Consider the following 17,482-nt stretch of genomic DNA (forward strand, 5'->3'; position numbering starts at 1 on the left):
GTCACAATGGCTGGCCATCCTGTGCATTATTCTGGCGTCAGTGGGCGCAACCATGACCATGGGCAGCGGAGCAAAGCCTGCTGTCGCGGCCGACTGAAGCGTTATAGAAAGTGGGGTCTGGTAATTGGCGCTCATTTAGGCCATGTTTAGCTTCGTAACCCATCGCCATGCATGGATTTTTTCGCAAAGGACGGCACAACGCTGCAAACGCGAGCGAATACAGGCAGACCCGAGCACCAGACTCGTGGCCGCTATTAAGGATGGTAATGAAACGAATTTTGCTATTGATCGCCCTGCTGGCGATCGCGAGTTGCGCAGCGACCTCGGAAACCCAGGTCAAACGCGGCAAGAAGGGGCTGCATATCAACTGTTCCGGACTTTCATCCTCATGGGACAAGTGCTACACCAGCGCCGCCAATTCCTGCGCGCCCAAGGGTTACAAGGTGATCGCCAAATCCGGGGACACCGTCGAAGAACCTGGCGATTATCCGTTCGGCCTGAACCCCGCCGGTTATACCAGCCGCAGCATGATCGTCATCTGCAAATAACTACTCGGCTCGTGGCAAAGCGAGCTGACGCGTAATTTCCTCGTGACTCGAGCGCAACACCGTACGCTGCACGTCCGGTGTTGCCAGCATCCGCGCGACCACCAATGCACCCACGCATTGTGACAGCACCGACCAGGCCAGACTCTCGCTTTCCAGTATCTCGGCCCAGCCCTGCTGAAGGCGGCAGATCCATTCTTCAGCCTGCTCACGCACCTGTACATCGGCACGGGCAATCTCCGCGCCCAATGTCGGCAGCGCGCAACCGGCCTCGGGTTGCTCGACATGGGCCATGCTCAGGTACTGCTTCAGACAACGCTCCAGCCGCTGCCGATCTGCACCGCCCTGGCCACCAAGGCGCTCAAGACTTTCACTCAACTCTCGCTCGACGATGGCAGCGAACAACGCATCCTTGGATGAAAAGTGGCTGTAGAACGCGGCGCCACTCAAACCGATGGCTTTCATCAGGCCATCCACGCCCACCGTGGAAAACCCCGATTTCTTTGCCGACAGCGCGCTGCTTTGCAGCAATCGTTCGCGGGTTTCCGATTTGTGTCCGGCCGAATAACGCATGTCATCTCCTGAAGTAGATCGCCTTGACGCTGCCCGAATCCTAGCATAACGTTCGTTAACTAAACGATCGTTAACCCAAAGGGATTCACCCATGAATAACAAGAAGGTCGTGTTGGTTGTCGGGGCCGGTGATGCCACCGGCGGGGCCATTGCCAAGCGCTTTGCCAGTGAGGGATTTATAGCCTGTGTGACCCGGCGCAGCGCCGACAAATTGCAGCCTCTGGTTGACGCAATCATCGCTGATGGCGGTGAGGCCCATGGTTTTGCCTGCGATGCGCGCAAGGAAGAAGACGTCATCGCCTTGATCGAAGACATCGAAACCCGCGTCGGCCCGATTGAGGCCTTTGTCTTCAACATCGGCGCCAACGTGCCTTGCAGCATTCTCGAAGAAACCGCGCGCAAATATTTCAAGATCTGGGAGATGGCCTGCTTCTCCGGTTTTCTCAATGCCCGTGAAGTGGCCAAGCGCATGGTCACTCGGCAGCGCGGCACGATTCTGTTCACTGGTGCCACGGCCGGGCTGCGCGGTGCTTCTGGATTTGCCGCTTTCGCCGGAGCCAAACACGGCATCCGCGCACTGGCGCAAAGCATGGCGAGAGAGTTGGGGCCGATGAACATCCATGTCGCCCACGTCGTAGTTGATGGTGCGATCGATACCGACTTCATCCGCAACAGCTTTCCCGAGAAATACGCGACCAAGGATCAGGACGGCATTCTCGATCCAGGGCACATCGCTGAAAACTATTGGTATCTGCACAGTCAGCCACGGGATGCCTGGACCTTCGAGCTGGACCTGCGCCCATGGAACGAACGCTGGTAAGCCCTCCCCCCTCATTACAACAATAAGAGAGCGATTTGATCATGACGAAAACCGTGGAATTCTATTTCGACCTCGGCAGCCCCACCACCTATCTGGCGCACACCCAGCTAGCGAAAATCTGCGCCGATACCCGGAGCGAACTGATCTACATCCCGATGCTGTTGGGTGGCGTGTTCAAAGCCACCGGCAACGCTTCGCCGGCAATGATTCCGGCCAAGGGCCGCTACATGTTTCAGGACCTCGATCGCTTCGCCAAACGCTACGGCGTACAGCTCAGATTCAATCCGCACTTTCCAATCAACACGCTGATACTGATGCGTGCCGTCACTGGCATGCAGATGCGCCAGCCGCAGCGTTTCGCCGAGTTCGTCGATTGCCTGTTCAAGGCGCTTTGGGTAGAAGGCCGTAACCTCGACGATCCGCAAACCGTTGCCGCCGTGCTGACTGAAAACGGCTTCGACCCCCAAGAGATAATGGCGCTGACCAACGATGAATCAGTAAAAGCCGCACTCAAGGAAAACACCGAAGCCGCCATCAAGCGCGGCGTTTTCGGTGCCCCCAGCATGTTCATTGGCGATCAGTTGTTCTTCGGTCAGGATCGACTCGACTTCGTAGAAGAGGCATTGCGCCAGGATTGAAGCCGAGACCCAAGGCACCGCGAGCGGCGCCTTGGGTAAATCGATCAAATGGCCACAGTGCGCTCGTTCAACCAGCTCAACGCCGCGCCATCCAGCAATGGACTCAGTCGCTCACGCACTTCGCAGTGGTAGTCGTTCAGCCACTGCTTTTCTTCGTGGGTCAACAGGTCAGCAATCAGGCAGCGGGTATCGATCGGGCACAGCGTCAGGGTTTCGAACTTGAGGAAGTCGCCGAATTCGCTGCTGCCGGCCTCGCGGTTCATCGCCAGGTTCTCGATGCGCACGCCCCAGCGGCCCGGGCGATAAGTGCCGGGTTCGATCGAGGTAATCATCCCCGGCTGCATCGCCGTCTGCGGTGCCGGTGCCGCTTGATAAGCAATCACTTGCGGACCTTCGTGAACGTTGAGGAAATAGCCCACGCCATGACCGGTGCCGTGACCGTAGTCGACGTTGTCAGCCCAGATCGGCGCACGAGCGATGGCGTCGAGCAGCGGCGACAGAATGCCTTTCGGGAATCGTGCCCGCGACAGCGCAATCACGCCTTTCAACACGCGCGTGCAATCCTGTTTCTGCTCCTGGGTCGGCGTACCCACCGGGACCATGCGCGTGATGTCTGTGGTACCGCCGAGGTATTGACCACCGGAATCGATGAGCAACAGACCATCACCCTCGATCAGCGCATGCTCCTCTTCGGTAGCGTGATAGTGCGGCATCGCGCCATTGGCGTTGAACGCGGCAATCGTGTTGAAGCTCAGCGAAACGTAATCGGGACGACGCTCACGGGCAGCGGTAAGTTTCTCGTCGATGGTCAGTTCGGTGATGCGCTCGCGCCCCCATGCCGATTCCAGCCAGGCAAAGAATTCGCACAACGCCGCGCCATCCTGCTCCATGGTTTTACGGATGTGTTGAGCGTCGGCTTCGCTTTTCTGCGATTTGGCCAACGTAGTCGGGTTGAGACCCTCGACCAGTTTCACGCCACTGTCCAGGTTATCCAGCAACCCCGTGGTCACTCGCGCCGGATCGACCAGCAGGCTCGCGCCGCTCGGCACAGCACGCAACGCATCGGCCACTTCGCTGTAGTCACGCAGCGTCACGCCATCCTGCTCGAGTACCGCGCGCAGATCGGCATCGACCTTGCTCAGCGCCACAAACAGCGTGGCCTGTTGCTGATTGATCAAGGCGAACGAAACAAACACCGGATTGAACGAAACATCACCGCCACGCAGGTTGAACAGCCAAGCGATGTCGTCGAGGGTGGCGATGAAATGCCAGTCGGCACCACGCTCTTGCAAGGTTTCGCGCAATTTCGCGAGTTTCTCGCCACGGCTGACGGTCGCTTGTGGCGGCAGATGCTGATAGATCGGCGCGTTCGGCAGGCTCGGGCGATCACGCCAGACTTCCTGCAACAGGTCGATATCGGTGCGCAGGCGAGCACCGCGTGCCTCAAGCTTGCTGCTCAGTGTGCGCGCCGAAGCCACCGCCATTACCGCACCATCCACGGCAACCACGCCGCCCTCGAGGGTTTGCTCCGCCAGCCAGTCCAGCGGGCTCGGCTGCCCCGGTTGCAGCTTGACCAGTTCGATGCCGCTGCCGTTAAGCTCTTTCGTCGCCTGTTCCCAGTAACGACTGTCGGCCCACACACCGGCGAAATCCGCAGTGACGATCAGCGTACCGACCGAACCGTGAAAACCCGACAGCCATTGCCGGCCCTGCCAGTAACCCGGCAGGTATTCCGAAAGATGCGGGTCGGCGGACGGCACCAGCAGCGCATGGATACCTTCGCGGCGCATCAGTTCACGGGTATGCGCCAGGCGCTGAAGCACCGATCCTTCGGTCAAGGTGTGGGAACTCATCATGTCTCCTGCTAATCGCGTCATCGTTATTGTTTGTAGCCGATAGTTTTCAGCTGTTTAAAGCCCTGTCGCCCAGAATGCCGGAGCATTGGCGCAGGCGGTTGTGATCAGGTCAACGGCCTTGTCGACATCCTCAACGGTGGTAAACCGCCCGAGGCTCAAGCGAATGGTGCGCCCCGCCAGCCGCGCATCGTGCCCGAGCGCGAGCAGCACGTGGGACGGCGCATTACTTGCGGAATTACACGCCGAGGTCGCGGAAAACGCGATCGAATGGCTCAATGCGGCGCTGTTGAACTCGCCCTCGCTGAAGGTCAGGCTCAGGGTGTGCGGAATACGTTGCGAGGCACTGCCATTGAGGCGCACGCCGGGCAACTTCAAAAGCTGTTCGAGCAAGCGTTCGCGTAAAGCGATGATGGATTTTTTCTCTTCATCGAATGCGTCGGCGGCCAAAGCGAAAGCAGCGCCCATCCCGGCAATCTGATGAGTCGCCAGGGTTCCGGAGCGCAGGCCACCTTCATGACCGCCGCCGTGGATCTGTGCCTGCAAGCGTTGCTGCGCCTGCGGGCCGACATACAAGGCGCCGATGCCTTTGGGACCGTAAAGTTTGTGTGCGGAAAACGACATCAGATCCACCGGCCAGCGGCTCAGATCGATCGCGACTTTGCCCGCGCCTTGCGCCGCATCAACATGAAACAACGCCTGCCGACTGCGCACCACTTCGCCAATCGCCTCGACATCGTTGACCGTGCCCAGCTCGTTGTTGACCAGCATCAGCGACACCAGAAAGGTGTCGTCACGCATCGCTTCGCTGACCGCTTGCGGCGTGATCAAGCCTTGGGCGTCCGGCACCAGATAGGTCACGGCAATGCCCGAGTCCTGCAATTGCCGAGCGGTGTCGAGAATGGCCTTGTGTTCGATCTGACTGGTAATGATATGGCCGCCGGAAATGCCACGGGCCTGGGCGACGCCTTTGAGGGCGAGGTTGTTGGATTCGGTGGCTCCGGAGGTCCAGACAATCTGCTCAGGCTGCGCGCCGACCAGATCGGCGACTTGCCGACGTGCCTGCTCGACCGTCTGCCGGGCCTGCTGGCCGAAAGCGTGGGAGCTGGACGCCGGGTTACCGAAGTTACCGTGAAAACCCAGACATTCGATCATCACCTGGATGACCCGCTCGTCCACCGGGGTGGTGGCGGCGTAATCGAAATACAACGGACGTGTGTTCATAAAGGACTCGCAGAGCGTGTTCCGGGATCAGGAGGCTCGTGTCTGCAAACGACGATGCACAGCCTCGTGAGCTGTGCATGGGTTCGAGAGCGTCATCAATACCTGATCGGATGCCGTTAAAGAAGTAGGGCTTCATTAAAAGTGCGTAGGAACGCTCCTGAAACCGAGCTTAACAGGCATCGGGCCGGCGATTGAAGCAATGCGTCAGTGAAAGCTTTCGAGAAGTAACGGATACAGCGAGATCACCAACAGCGCCGCCATGCCCCAATTGAACACGCGCAACCAGCGCGGATCTTTCAGCACATTGCGCAACAGCGTGCCGCACGCCGCCCACAGGCCGACACTGGGCAGGTTGATGATGGCGAACACCGCCGCGATGATTACGACGTTATAGAAATAACCCTGCATCGGCGTGTACGTGCTGATGGCGCCGATGGCCATGATCCACGCCTTGGGATTGACCCACTGGAACGCCGCGGCGCCCAGATAGCTGATCGGTTTCGCCTCGCCGTGGGCACTGTCGCCGACCGGGCCGGAGTGGGCGATCTTCCACGCCAGATACAACAAATACGCCGCGCCGACATATCGCAGCACCGTATATAGAATCGGATAGGCCTGAAACACCGCGCCAAGGCCGAAGCCCACCGCTACCACCAATAAAAAGAAGCCGCAGCTGATGCCGAGCATGTGCGGAATGGTGCGGTTGAAACCGAAATTCACTCCGGACGCCAGCAACATGGTGTTGTTCGGCCCCGGTGTGATCGAGGTGACAAGGGCAAACAGGGCGAAGCCCAACAGCAGATCAAGCGAGAGGTTCATCGAGGCAGTCCATCCAGGGTCATTCAGCTTTTGACCCTATCCCACACGGCCCGGCAAACCCACGGACAGTTAGGGAAAACTTCAAGCAGTACAGTTTACTTTCAGCTCGGACGACCGTGCAGCTGTATGGCACGTTCGGCGCTCATCTCACCCTGTTGATCGAAGTCGAAAGCCTTCTGCGGCTGGCCGAGCAATTGGGCTTTTTTCGCGTGGTATTCGTCGAACGACAAGCCGCTGCGGTTCAGCGCTTCCAGCGCCAGTTCGCGGGATTCTTCAGCGGTGTAAGGGCGCAGCTCGGGCGAAACATGGCCGGCACAACCGGCGAGTACGGAAACAGCGAGCATCAGCGAAACAGTCAGTAAACGGTTCATGGGAGCGTCCTGGCGAGCAATGTGGGGTCGATGGAGAAAGGCTACGCCCGGGCACGCTCGCGCAGAAATCAACGCTCTCAATAGTGGCTATCAGCTTTGCGCTAATACTGGCTGACCGGCAAACGGCAGTGCAGCGCGTCGTCGTGGCTGCGGGCAATGCTGCTGTGCACCTGGAACGAATTGAAGGTCACGGTTTTCGCCCGATGGGTGCGGATCAATTGCCAGAAATCCTCCTCGCCGCTTTCGAAACTGCGAAAGGCCGCCTCCCCCGCTTCGCGACTTTGCCACTGCAAAAAGCTCAGCACGCGGCGGCCGTCGTCGCTGGCCTGCACGCTGGCGCTGAGAAACCCGTCGTAACGCTGGGCCAGCCCCTCGGTCTGCGTTGCCAGTGCCGAGACCAGCGCCACTTGCTGGCGGGGTTCGATTTCGAATTCGATCAATTGGGTAAAGCTGCGATTACTCATGGAAAGCCCCCACTTATCTTGAAGCGAGCCTTGCGACCCGAAGAGCTGCAGGGTAAAACCTCTAGTTAAGTCAAGGTCAAGAGTATTTTCCGCATGATCAGCAAGGAGCAGGTGCACAAGCCTCTCACCGTGGGTGAGGTTGCGGCGCGCAGTGGCGTCGCAGTCACGGCGCTGCATTTTTATGAAGCCAAAGGTTTGATCAAGAGTGAGCGCAATGCCGGCAATCAGCGCCGCTATCCGCGCGCCGTCTTGCGCCGGGTGGCGTTGATCAAAGTCGCGCAACGGCTGGGGATACCGCTGGCGGAAATCGGCGAAGCGCTGAAGATCCTGCCGCAGGATCGCGCGCCGTCGGCGGCGGACTGGAAAATGCTGTCTGAACAATGGCAGCGCGAGCTCGATGAACGGATCAGGCAACTGACACTGATGCGCGATCAGCTCACCGGGTGCATCGGCTGCGGCTGTCTGTCCATGGAGGCGTGTCCGTTACGCAATAAAGGCGACATGCTCGGTGACCGAGGGCCAGGCCCGCACTTTCGCGATGAGTGATGACGCTGCTCGTCGGCGAACAATTTGCGCAGCAAGGACGGTTCTATAGTGATTGCTCCGGGTAAATCCGGTGTAACCACATCTGTTGAAAACAAAAACAGGGAGAACGTCATGAGCGTCAAACCCATTCCCGAGGGGTATCACAGCATTACCCCGTATCTCGGCGTCCAACAGGCCGCCGAGGCCATCGAGTTCTACAAGAAAGCCTTCAATGCCAGCGAAGTCATGCGCCTGACCATGCCCGACGGCAACATCGGCCACGCCGAGCTGCGCATCGGCGACAGCGCGATCATGCTCGGCACGCCTTGCGACCAAGGGCCGTTGAGCAATCCACAGCAGGCGGTGTCGCTCGGCTTGCACCTGTATGTCACCGATGTCGACCAGTCCTTTCAACAAGCGCTGGATGCCGGCGCGCAAAGCGTCTCCGAGGTCAAAGACCAGTTTTACGGTGACCGCAGCGGTACCTTGAGAGATCCGTTCGGCCATCTGTGGTTTCTCGCCACACACAAGGAGGATCTGAGCGAAGAGCAGATTCGCCAGCGTGCGATGGAGATGTTCAGCCAAGGCTGAGGGCTTTTTGCCTCGGATCGACCGGCAAAAATGCACTGCCGATGTAATTGCGAAACATTTACTTTCATATCCGCTTTCGGGATTTTCTTCGCTCATCCGTCTTATAGGAATGCAGGCCGTTCGCGTAGGCAAAAGCCACGAACGGCCTCCCGGGGAGTTCCGTGCTGCGAAGCCCGTAGCCCGGCCCCTTCCACCGCAATCAAGACGCGCAATCATGTCGAAGAAATCCCGTTCCAAACTGTGGTTCCTGGTGCATAGCTGGCTGGCGTTGCCGATCTGGTTCTTTGTGCTGATCGTCTGTGTCACCGGCACGCTGGCGGTGGTCAGCCAGGAGATTGTCTGGCTGGCCAACCCGCAAATGCGCGCCAGTCAGCCGTCGGACGATGCGCCGCGACTTAGCTACGACCAGATTCTCGCCGCGATCAAACAGGCCGAGCCGCAAACCCTGGTGCAGAGCATCAATCGTCCGGACGAGTCGCACTTTGCCCTCGATGTCGAAGTCAGCTACCCCGACGGGCGCTCGTTGACGGTCTATGTCAATCCGTACACGGGGGTCATTCAGGGCACCGCGCCGGCCTTCGATTTCAAGGCCTTTACCCGCGCCCTGCATGGCTGGTGGCTGGTGCCGTTCACCAATGGCTACAGCTGGGGCTGGTATCTGGTGTCGCTGCTCGGCGTGCCGATGCTGGTGTCGCTGATCACCGGGCTGGTGGTGTACAAGCGCTTCTGGAAAGGTTTTCTGCGCCCGACCCTGCGCGTGCGCCACGGAGCGCGGATTTTCTGGGGCGACTTTCATCGCCTGTGCGGCATCTGGTCAATCTGGTTCATCGCGGTGATTTCCATCACCGGCATCTGGTTCCTGATCAAGGCGATCCTGTTCGATAACCAGATTTCCATTTCCAGCGAACCGATCATTCCGGCGATGTCCCGCGAAAGTGTGCCGATCTCGGCCGCCGGCACCCCGCCGCCGCGTATCAGCCTGGATCGCGCCATCGAAATCGCCCAGCAGAAGATTCCGGGGCTGGAAGCCAGCTACGTCAACCTGCCGGGCAATGCCTACTCGCACATGAGCGTCAGCGGCCGTGGCTGGTATCCGCTGATGTACCAGACCGCGACACTCAACCCGTACAACGGCGAAATGGCTTCCTCACGGTTGCTGTCCGATCGGTCCTCGCTGGAATTCGTCACCGAATCCATGCGCCCGCTGCACACCGGCGACTTCGGCGGCATCTGGATCAAATTGATCTGGTTCTTCTTCGGTCTGTTGCTGAGCATGATGATTCTCAGCGGCCTGCTGATCTGGACCAAGCGCACCGCCTTGGCCACCGCCAATGCGCTGAAACGCGAGGACAAGAAAAACCGCGTCACCGCTCAACCGGCGCTGCGCCGTGAACCTTCGGAGGCCAGCCTGTGAACAAAGCCATCTCGGTCACACCGCCCTCGCGCCTGTCGCGTTTCTGGCACAAGTGGCGTTTCCACATCAATGTCCTGCTGTTGCTGATCCCGCTGGGCTTCATGCCGAAATACTTTGCCGATGCCTCGCTGTTTCGCGGCGACAGTGGACTGGGCCAGCGTGAAATAGGCACCGTCCAGGTCGGCCCGTGGAGCCTGCGCCTGGCCGAACTGCGTGACGAGGCGCCGCACCTGAGCGGTCCGGCCGGCTATATGAAGGATTTCACTGCCGCCGTTTGTGATACCTGCGTCGAACAGGTCAAGGCTACTTACCTGCGCATCGGCAAGCCGCGCAGTCTGCGCGCCGCTGGCACGATCTTCTTCGGTGCGCCGTATCGCATGGGCACGCAAATGCCGATCCCGGCGAAGACCAAACCTGACGCCGAGCTGTGGATCACCATGGAAGGCTGGGACGGCAGCATGCACCAAGCCGCGATTCCCCTGAGCCAAGCCTCCCCCGCCACGGTTGCGTGGCTGAACAAACAAGGAGCCAAACCATGACTCGCTCGCCCCTTCAGACCCGTTTGCTCGCCAGCGCCGCGCTGCTGCTGAGCGCCGGTTTTAGTGCCAGCGCCCTGGCGCACAACCCGATGTGCGAATGCAAAGCCATCGATGCCGAACAGATCAAATGCACCGGCGGTTTTTCCGACGGCAGCGGCGCGCCGGGTGTGACCCTCGACGTGATCGGCTACGACGAAACCATTCTGGTGCCGGGCAAATTGGGTGATGACTCGACGCTGACGTTCAAGAAACCCGGCAGCGAGTTCTATGTGCTGTTCGACGCCGGCCCCGGCCACGTTGTGGAAATCGACCAGGCGGATATCGAAGCCCCATGAGTAGCCGGACGACGCAAGTGGTACGCCCGGCCGGCGCCGGTCATGAAACCCTCAATGTGCTGCTGTTGTGCCTGCTGATCCTCGCGGTCGCCGGCTCGGTGGTGGCGTGGCGCGGGGTTTCCCATGAACCGGAGCCGGTCGCCAGCAACCAGTACGACGCCCGCCGCGATCTCAGCGCCGCCGAGCAAGGCATCTATGCCGACCTGCGCGTGACCCTCGACGAAATCCGCTTGTTGCGCGAAGAGCAACAAGCCCTGCCGACGCCACAAATGCTCGCCGACGAAGGCTTCGCGCCGTTCGCGCAGGACGCCAGTTCGGTCAGTCGTGGCGGTCACGCATGGCAGATGTTCGCCGATCGCGCCTATTTCGGACGCAGTGCAACGCCTGATGTCGCCGGTTCATTTCTGATGCGTGTCGGCACTGACGCCAACGCGGCGCCGGACATCTGGCTGAACCGCAGCGCCGATTCCGCGCCTGCTGAAGATCTGTCTGACGCCGCGCTGTCCGCCGCTGGCTGGAAACAGATCGTCGCGCAATTCGATGCCGGGGTTACCCGCGAACATCGCCATTGATTCCTCGCCTTTATCCGAGAGAAGACTGCTTGCCCATGTCCATTTCATTTCCTCGCCGTCCATTGTTACGCCTGTTTCTGCTTGGCCTGTGCGCCTGCCTGCTGAGCCCGTTGGCCAGCGCCGAGCAAGGCAAACGCCTGCGTATCGGCATCACTCTGCATCCGTATTACAGCTACGTCGCCAACATCGTTGGCGACAAGGCCGAGGTGGTGCCGCTGATTCCTGCGGGCTTCAATCCGCACGCCTACGAACCGCGCGCCGAAGACATCAAGCGCATCAGCGGACTGGACGTGATCGTACTCAACGGCGTCGGTCATGATGACTTCGCCGACCGGATGATCGCCGCCAGCGAAACACCCAACGTCAAAACCATCGAAGCCAACGAGAACGTGCCATTGCTGGCGGCCACCGGTGTCGCTGCGCGCGGCGCTGGCAAAGTGGTCAATCCGCACACGTTCCTGTCGATCAGCGCCTCCATCGCCCAGGTCAACAACATCGCCCGCGAGCTGGGCAAGATCGATCCGGACAATGCCAAGACCTACACGCAAAACGCCCGCGCTTACGGCAAACGCCTGCGGCAGATGCGCGCCGACGCGTTGGCCAAACTGACCCAGGCACCCAACGCCGAGCTGCGCGTGGCCACAGTGCATGCGGCTTACGACTATCTTTTGCGTGAATTCGGTCTGGAAGTGACGGCCGTGGTCGAGCCGGCCCACGGCATCGAGCCAAGCCCGAGCCAGCTGAAAAAAACCATCGATCAATTACGCGAACTCGACGTGAAAGTGATCTTCTCCGAGATGGATTTCCCCTCCAGCTACGTCGACACCATCCAGCGCGAATCCGGGGTGAAGCTGTACCCGCTGTCGCACATTTCCTACGGCGAATACACCGCCGACAAGTACGAAAAGGAAATGACCGGCAACCTCAACACCGTGGTTCGGGCGATTCAGGAGTCGGGGGCATGACGTCGAAAGAAACCCTGATCCCTGACAACACCGATAACCCGGTGGGAGCGAGCCTGCTCGCGAATGCGCCGGATCAGGCAACATCTTCGCTGAATGACACACCGCATCCGCGAGCAGGCTCGCTCCCACAGGGGAAAACCGGGCCGGCGCTGGAGTTTGCGGATATCAGCCTGACCTTGGGGCGCACGACGATTCTCGACAAGGTCAGCTTTCAGGTGCAGCCCGGCAGCGTGCATGCGCTGGTCGGCCCCAACGGCGGTGGCAAGAGTTCGCTGATCAAGACCCTGCTCGGGCAGATGCCGCATCAGGGCCAACTCAGCCTGCACTGGCCCGGCGAGCCCGGCACCATTGGTTACGTTCCGCAGGCGCTGGAGTTCGATCGTGGCCTGCCGATGACCGTCGACGATTTCATGGCCGCCATGTGTCAACGCCGTCCGGCCTTTCTCGGTTTGAGCAAACACTACGCCGGCGCCATCGGCGAAGCACTGGAGCGCGTCGGCATGCAGGACAAGCGCAAGCGGCGCATGGGCGCGCTGTCCGGCGGCGAGCGGCAGCGGGTGCTGCTCGCGCAGGGTTTGATTCCGGCGCCGCAACTGCTGGTGCTCGACGAGCCGATGTCGGCCCTCGATGAGGCCGGGATCCAGGTGTTCGAACGCCTGCTGACTGACTGGCGCGCGGCGGGCATCACCGTGCTGTGGATCGAACATGACCTGGAAGCGGTAGGTCGGCTGGCCGATCGGGTTACCGGTCTCAACCGCCGCGTGCTGTTCGATGCCACACCGCAACAGGCGCTGACTCCGGAACGTCTGCTGACGCTGTTTTCCACCCATCCACGGAGCGCGGTCTGATGAGCTACGAAGCCTTTCGTTTGATGGTCCAGGGTTGGGCATCGTCAGGTTATCTGCCCGAGGCGCTGGCCTACGGCTTTGTCGTCAACGCCCTGCTCGCCGGCCTGCTGATCGGCCCGGTGCTGGGCGGGCTCGGCACGCTGGTGGTGGTCAAGCGCTTCGCGTTCTTTTCCGAAGCAGTCGGCCATGCCGCGTTGACCGGTGTCGCCATCGGCATCCTGCTCGGCGAACCCTACACCGGCCCGTACGGCAGTCTGTTCGGCTACTGCCTGCTGTTCGGCATCCTGCTCAATTACCTGCGCAACCGCACCGGACTGGCACCGGATACGCTGATCGGCGTGTTTCTCTCGGTGTCACTGGCACTGGGCGCGAGCCTGCTGCTGATTCTCGCCGGCAAGATCAACGTGCACATTCTGGAAAACGTGCTGTTCGGTTCGGTATTGACCGTCAACGGCAATGATCTGGCGGTGCTGGCCATCGTCGGTTCGCTGGTCATGGCCCTCGCCCTGCCGCTGTACAACCGCATCATGCTCGCCAGTTTCAATCCGCAACTGGCGGCGGTGCGTGGCGTAGCGGTGAAGACCCTGGATTACCTGTTCGTGATCCTGGTGACCTTGATCACCGTCGCGGCAGTGAAGGTGATTGGCGCAATTCTGGTCGGTGCCTTGCTGGTGATTCCGGCGGCAGCGGCACGCTTGCTCAGTCAGTCGCTGAAAGGGTTTTTCTGGTGCTCGGTGCTGATCGCTACCGTCAGCACCCTGTGCGGGATTCTTGCGCCGATCGTCTTCGATCTGCCGATCCCGTCCGGCGCCGCGATCATTCTGGTCGCCGGCATCGCTTTCGCCCTCGCCGCCATTGCGCGCGGCGTCGTCCCCAGCCTGAAAGGGAACCTTGGATAAATGGCTTTTTCATTGCGTAACCTGACTCTGGCCATGGCCCTGTGTGGCGTGGTCTGCACTCCGTTGATGGCGGCTGAAACTGCGAAACCGTTGCGCATTCTGGCCTCGTTACCGATCACCTATGGATTGGGCGAGGCATTGCTCAAGGGCACGAACGTCAACCTCGAACGCGCGGCGCCGGCCAACCTGCCCGGCAGCCGCCAGACCGCGTATTTCACCGGCCGTGGCGCTCCGGCGCTGAGCAAACTGGCCACCGACGCGGACGCGGTAATCGGTCTGCGTTCGCTGTGGGCCGATGATCCGCTGTACCCGATCGCGCGGCGCAGCAATATCCGTATCGTCGAAGTCGACGCTGCGCGCCCGGTCGACGGCGCCCTGCCCGGCATCGCCGTGCAACCGGGCCTGCAGGTTGATGGTCTGAACAGTCAGCCATGGCTGGCGAGCAACAACATGGGGCGCATGGCCGATGTGATGGCAGCAGACCTGGTGCGCCTGGCGCCGAGCGCCAAGCCTGCGATCGAGGCCAACCTGGCGGCGTTGAAACAGCGTTTGCTCAAACTCAGCGCGGACACCGAAGCGCGTCTGGCCGAAGCGGACAACCTGAGCGTGATGAGCCTGAGCGATCACTTCGGCTATCTGATTGGCAGCCTCAACCTTGAACTGGCCGGACAGGATGCGCGTCCCGATGCCGATTGGACCCCAGAGGAGTTGAAGAAGCTGACAGCGACGCTCAAGGACAATGACGTGGCGGTGGTGCTGCACCATCGCCAGCCCGCGGAGCCGGTGAAAGCAGCGATTGCCGAATCCGGCAGCCGTTTGGTGGTGTTGAGTACCGATGCGGCGGATCCGCTGGCGGAGCTGGAGGGGAATGTGGATTTGTTGCTCAAGGGGTTGAGCGGAGCGTAGTTTGAATAAGTCCGCGTAATCGTTCTTCGCGAGCAGGCTCGCTCCCACAGTTGAAATGCGATCCCCTGTGGGAGCGAGCCTGCTCGCGAAAAGGCCCGCGCCCACAACGTCACTCTCCAGACATGAAAAAACCCGCTGACCATCACTGGCCCAGCGGGTTTTTTATGCCCGGTCGCTTATTGCGCCGCGACTTGTGCATCCATCTTCTGGCGCAGGCTCAATGGGCGCATGTCGGTCCAGACTTCTTCGATATAGGCCAGGCATTCCTTTTTCAGGCCGCTCTTGCCCACGGTGCGCCAGCCTTGGGGCACGGCTTTGTAATCGGGCCAGATCGAGTATTGCTCTTCGTGGTTGACCACGACCTGAAAGAGGATGTCCTCGCGGTCGAATACTGACGTCATGCTGGTTCTCCATCGTTGTAAGGTCGGCTGCACAAAGAATGCAGCCGGGTATGTAGAAAGAACGTTCGCCGCGCGGAAAAATTTACAGCGCGGTGGTGGCAGCGGCCAATGCGCGACCGAAGATCTCGGCCACCCGATCGATTTCCGCGGCAGTGATCACCAGCGGCGGCAGGAAGCGCACCACCGCGCCATGGCGGCCGCCCAGCTCCAGAATCAGGCCACGCTTGAGGCATTCACGCTGGACCAGAGGCGCCAGACGCGCAAACGCTGGCGGATGACCGAGCGCGTCGGGCGCGCCGTTCGGGTCGACCAGTTCAACGCCGAGCATCAGGCCGCGACCACGAATATCGCCCAGCTGCGGAAAGTCGCGTTGCAGGATGTGCAGATGCTCGCTGAGTCGATCACCCATGGCGGCGGCGTGCTCGCAAACCTTGTGCTCCACCAGATAGCGCATCACCGCTGAACCGGCGGCCATGGCCATCTGATTGCCGCGGAACGTGCCGGCATGGGCGCCGGGTTGCCAGGTGTCGAGCCAGTCGCGGTAAACCACCACCGCCAACGGCAGGCTGCCGCCGATGGCTTTGGACAGTACAACCACATCCGGAACGATGCCCGCGTGTTCAAAGGCAAACATCTTGCCGGTACGGGCGAAACCGCTCTGGATCTCATCAACGATCAACGCCACACCGGCCTTTTCGGTGATCCGGCGCAAGCCGCGCAACCACTCGACATCCGCTGGTATCACGCCGCCCTCGCCCTGCACCGCCTCGACAATCACCGCCGCCGGCAATTGCACACCTGCCTCAGGATCGTTGAGCAGATTTTCCAGGTAGCTCAGATTGGCGTTGACGCCCGCCGCGCCACCGAGACCGAACGGGCAACGGTAATCGTAGGGAAAAGGCATGAACTGCACGCCGTTGCTGAGCAACGCACCCAATGGTTTTTTCGGCCCCAGGCTGCCCATCAGGCTCAACGCACCTTGGCTCATGCCGTGATAACCGCCGGAAAATGACAGCACGGTGCTGCGCCCGGTTGCGGTGCGCACCAGTTTCAGCGCTGCTTCCACGGCGTCGGTGCCGGTCGGGCCACAGAACTGGATCTTCGCTTGCGCCGCCAGTTCTGTCGGCAGCAGTCCGAACAGGTCCTGGACGAATTGATCCTTGACCGGCGTGGTCAGATCGAGGGTGTGCAGCGGCAACTCGTCGGCCAGCACTTGCTGGATCGCCTCGATCACCACCGGGTGGTTATGCCCCAGCGCCAGCGTGCCGGCTCCAGCCAGGCAGTCGATGAATGTACGTCCTTCAACATCCTCGACATACAGGCCCTTGGCACGCTTGAGCGCCAAGGGAATACGCCGAGGGTAACTGCGCGCGTTGGACTCCTGCCGGCTCTGCCGCGCCAACAACGGTGATTCGTTGAATTCGAACAACGTTTCCGCCGGCGCCGAGGCGACCCGGGCCGACGACGCTTCGATAAGACTGGTGGCGACTGACATCTCTCGACCCCTCGATTCGCTATGGATAGTGACCAGAACAGCACACCGACAGGTGCGCGCTCCGGTCGCGGGGCGCACTTGCAGGTTTTCCTGTTCTGGAAACGCTTCAGCGCGGTGCGGATTTACACCCTTGATCGAGTTGTCAGTCCGATAAGGACAAAGGTTTGTGCAACGGCACGGTTTGCAAGCCGTCGCAGATGCCAGATGGCGCCGCTTGTTGATAACCCAGATGCCGATAGAACGGCTCGGCGGTGCGCGTGCTGTTGAGGTGAACATGCTGCGCACCGCGAATGCGCAACCAGCCTTCAAGATTCTGCATCAGCGCCCGTCCGACACCGCGGCGGAAGGATTCCGGTTGCACGTAACACAGGGAAATCTCGCCGCTGGCCTGGGCCATGCCGACACCGACGGGTTTGTCCGCCAGTAAAGCCAAGCATAAATGGAAGTGGGGATGAGCGAGCCGGGCGCTGATGAAGTCAGCGGATTGCTGAGCGATCCAGGTGCCGACCCGTGGCGGATCGTTGCGGTGGTCGAGCGCGCAACCGATGCGGATGGAACGCTCGATGATGCGGCTGATGATGCCAGCGTCGGCCAATCGGGCCGGACGAATGCAGACGGGTGCTTCCATGGCGCAGTTCCCTCAATCCATTGAGTCAAAGCTGGGTTGACCTTAGCCCCAACCCTG

At 60.6% G+C, this 17,482-nt stretch carries 23 protein-coding genes (1 of these 23 cut by a window edge); 14 read left to right on the top strand and 9 right to left on the bottom strand.

Features of this window, described 5'->3' with window-relative positions; genetic code table 11:
- Both rhtA and OC605_RS01635 read left to right on the top strand, forming a co-directional pair.
- Window positions 1-97: the 3' end of a threonine/homoserine exporter RhtA gene (rhtA, locus tag OC605_RS01630; RefSeq protein ID WP_262136143.1), read on the top strand. The gene continues 791 nt to the left of window position 1, outside the view; 97 of the gene's 888 nt are visible here — the last part of the coding sequence; its start codon lies off the left edge, out of view; its stop codon occupies window positions 95-97.
- A 169-nt stretch (window positions 98-266) separates the two neighbouring features.
- Window positions 267-548, top strand: coding sequence for a hypothetical protein (locus OC605_RS01635; RefSeq protein WP_016770791.1), 282 nt, complete (start codon window positions 267-269; stop codon window positions 546-548).
- On the opposite strand, the gene OC605_RS01640 is transcribed toward OC605_RS01635, so the two are convergent.
- The gene (locus tag OC605_RS01640) at window positions 549-1,118 is read right to left on the bottom strand and encodes a TetR/AcrR family transcriptional regulator (protein WP_016770792.1); all 570 of its coding nucleotides are present in this window, start codon (window positions 1,116-1,118) and stop codon (window positions 549-551) included.
- Window positions 1,119-1,209: 91 nt separating this feature from the next.
- Between OC605_RS01640 and OC605_RS01645 the strand changes: the two genes are divergently transcribed.
- A complete protein-coding gene (locus OC605_RS01645; RefSeq protein WP_130901823.1) occupies window positions 1,210-1,938 on the top strand; it encodes an SDR family oxidoreductase in 729 nt (242 codons plus the stop codon).
- Window positions 1,939-1,979: 41 nt separating this feature from the next.
- Entirely contained in the window at window positions 1,980-2,576 is a 597-nt protein-coding gene (locus tag OC605_RS01650) for a 2-hydroxychromene-2-carboxylate isomerase (protein WP_262136144.1), read from the top strand.
- A 44-nt stretch (window positions 2,577-2,620) separates the two neighbouring features.
- Here OC605_RS01650 and OC605_RS01655 read toward each other — a convergent pair whose 3' ends face one another.
- From OC605_RS01655 to OC605_RS01675, 5 genes are all read right to left on the bottom strand, one after another.
- Window positions 2,621-4,429 carry an aminopeptidase P family protein gene (locus tag OC605_RS01655; protein ID WP_262136145.1) on the bottom strand — a complete coding sequence of 603 codons (1,809 nt, stop codon included), beginning with the start codon at window positions 4,427-4,429 and terminating at the stop codon, window positions 2,621-2,623.
- Between the two features lie 57 nt (window positions 4,430-4,486).
- Window positions 4,487-5,653, bottom strand: a complete 1,167-nt coding sequence (locus OC605_RS01660; protein ID WP_262136146.1) for an aminotransferase class V-fold PLP-dependent enzyme — start codon at window positions 5,651-5,653, stop codon at window positions 4,487-4,489.
- A 204-nt stretch (window positions 5,654-5,857) separates the two neighbouring features.
- Window positions 5,858-6,472 (bottom strand): LysE family translocator, encoded by a 615-nt coding sequence (locus OC605_RS01665; RefSeq protein WP_024013660.1) that lies wholly within the window; start codon window positions 6,470-6,472, stop codon window positions 5,858-5,860.
- A 101-nt stretch (window positions 6,473-6,573) separates the two neighbouring features.
- The gene (locus tag OC605_RS01670; RefSeq protein WP_262136147.1) at window positions 6,574-6,843 is read right to left on the bottom strand and encodes a hypothetical protein; all 270 of its coding nucleotides are present in this window, start codon (window positions 6,841-6,843) and stop codon (window positions 6,574-6,576) included.
- A 101-nt stretch (window positions 6,844-6,944) separates the two neighbouring features.
- Entirely contained in the window at window positions 6,945-7,307 is a 363-nt protein-coding gene (locus OC605_RS01675; RefSeq protein WP_262136148.1) for an antibiotic biosynthesis monooxygenase, read from the bottom strand.
- A gap of 93 nt (window positions 7,308-7,400) precedes the next feature.
- Between OC605_RS01675 and soxR the strand changes: the two genes are divergently transcribed.
- The 10 genes from soxR to OC605_RS01725 all read left to right on the top strand — a co-directional run bounded on the left by soxR (window position 7,401) and on the right by OC605_RS01725 (window position 14,901).
- Window positions 7,401-7,853: a redox-sensitive transcriptional activator SoxR gene (soxR, locus tag OC605_RS01680; protein WP_016770798.1), complete on the top strand. Its 453-nt coding sequence runs from the start codon at window positions 7,401-7,403 to the stop codon at window positions 7,851-7,853.
- A 111-nt stretch (window positions 7,854-7,964) separates the two neighbouring features.
- Window positions 7,965-8,423 (top strand): VOC family protein, encoded by a 459-nt coding sequence (locus OC605_RS01685; RefSeq protein WP_262136149.1) that lies wholly within the window; start codon window positions 7,965-7,967, stop codon window positions 8,421-8,423.
- 214 nt (window positions 8,424-8,637) lie between these two features.
- The gene (locus tag OC605_RS01690; RefSeq protein ID WP_016770800.1) at window positions 8,638-9,837 is read left to right on the top strand and encodes a PepSY-associated TM helix domain-containing protein; all 1,200 of its coding nucleotides are present in this window, start codon (window positions 8,638-8,640) and stop codon (window positions 9,835-9,837) included.
- Window positions 9,834-10,376 carry a thiamine pyrophosphate-binding protein gene (locus tag OC605_RS01695; RefSeq protein WP_262136150.1) on the top strand — a complete coding sequence of 181 codons (543 nt, stop codon included), beginning with the start codon at window positions 9,834-9,836 and terminating at the stop codon, window positions 10,374-10,376. The genes OC605_RS01690 and OC605_RS01695 overlap by 4 nt, the downstream gene beginning before the upstream one ends.
- Window positions 10,373-10,711 carry a hypothetical protein gene (locus OC605_RS01700; RefSeq protein WP_016770802.1) on the top strand — a complete coding sequence of 113 codons (339 nt, stop codon included), beginning with the start codon at window positions 10,373-10,375 and terminating at the stop codon, window positions 10,709-10,711. The genes OC605_RS01695 and OC605_RS01700 overlap by 4 nt, the downstream gene beginning before the upstream one ends.
- Entirely contained in the window at window positions 10,708-11,283 is a 576-nt protein-coding gene (locus tag OC605_RS01705) for a DUF6162 family protein (protein WP_262136151.1), read from the top strand. Before OC605_RS01700 ends, OC605_RS01705 begins: the two co-directional genes overlap by 4 nt.
- A 35-nt stretch (window positions 11,284-11,318) precedes the next feature.
- Window positions 11,319-12,248: a metal ABC transporter substrate-binding protein gene (locus tag OC605_RS01710; RefSeq protein WP_125926315.1), complete on the top strand. Its 930-nt coding sequence runs from the start codon at window positions 11,319-11,321 to the stop codon at window positions 12,246-12,248.
- The gene (locus OC605_RS01715) at window positions 12,245-13,096 is read left to right on the top strand and encodes a metal ABC transporter ATP-binding protein (protein ID WP_262136152.1); all 852 of its coding nucleotides are present in this window, start codon (window positions 12,245-12,247) and stop codon (window positions 13,094-13,096) included. The genes OC605_RS01710 and OC605_RS01715 overlap by 4 nt, the downstream gene beginning before the upstream one ends.
- Window positions 13,096-13,995, top strand: a complete 900-nt coding sequence (locus OC605_RS01720; protein WP_007917717.1) for a metal ABC transporter permease — start codon at window positions 13,096-13,098, stop codon at window positions 13,993-13,995. The genes OC605_RS01715 and OC605_RS01720 overlap by 1 nt, the downstream gene beginning before the upstream one ends.
- Window positions 13,996-14,901: a metal ABC transporter substrate-binding protein gene (locus OC605_RS01725; RefSeq protein ID WP_262136153.1), complete on the top strand. Its 906-nt coding sequence runs from the start codon at window positions 13,996-13,998 to the stop codon at window positions 14,899-14,901.
- Window positions 14,902-15,077: 176 nt separating this feature from the next.
- On the opposite strand, the gene OC605_RS01730 is transcribed toward OC605_RS01725, so the two are convergent.
- From OC605_RS01730 to OC605_RS01740, 3 genes are all read right to left on the bottom strand, one after another.
- Window positions 15,078-15,302, bottom strand: coding sequence for an MbtH family protein (locus tag OC605_RS01730; RefSeq protein ID WP_016770808.1), 225 nt, complete (start codon window positions 15,300-15,302; stop codon window positions 15,078-15,080).
- Between the two features lie 82 nt (window positions 15,303-15,384).
- The gene (locus OC605_RS01735) at window positions 15,385-16,797 is read right to left on the bottom strand and encodes an aspartate aminotransferase family protein (RefSeq protein ID WP_071173083.1); all 1,413 of its coding nucleotides are present in this window, start codon (window positions 16,795-16,797) and stop codon (window positions 15,385-15,387) included.
- Window positions 16,798-16,939: 142 nt separating this feature from the next.
- A complete protein-coding gene (locus OC605_RS01740) occupies window positions 16,940-17,425 on the bottom strand; it encodes a GNAT family N-acetyltransferase (protein ID WP_262136154.1) in 486 nt (161 codons plus the stop codon).
- Between the last annotated feature and the right edge of the window lie 57 nt (window positions 17,426-17,482).

Source organism: Pseudomonas sp. Marseille-Q5117 (genome assembly GCF_946901175.1).
GTDB lineage: Bacteria > Pseudomonadota > Gammaproteobacteria > Pseudomonadales > Pseudomonadaceae > Aquipseudomonas > Aquipseudomonas iranensis.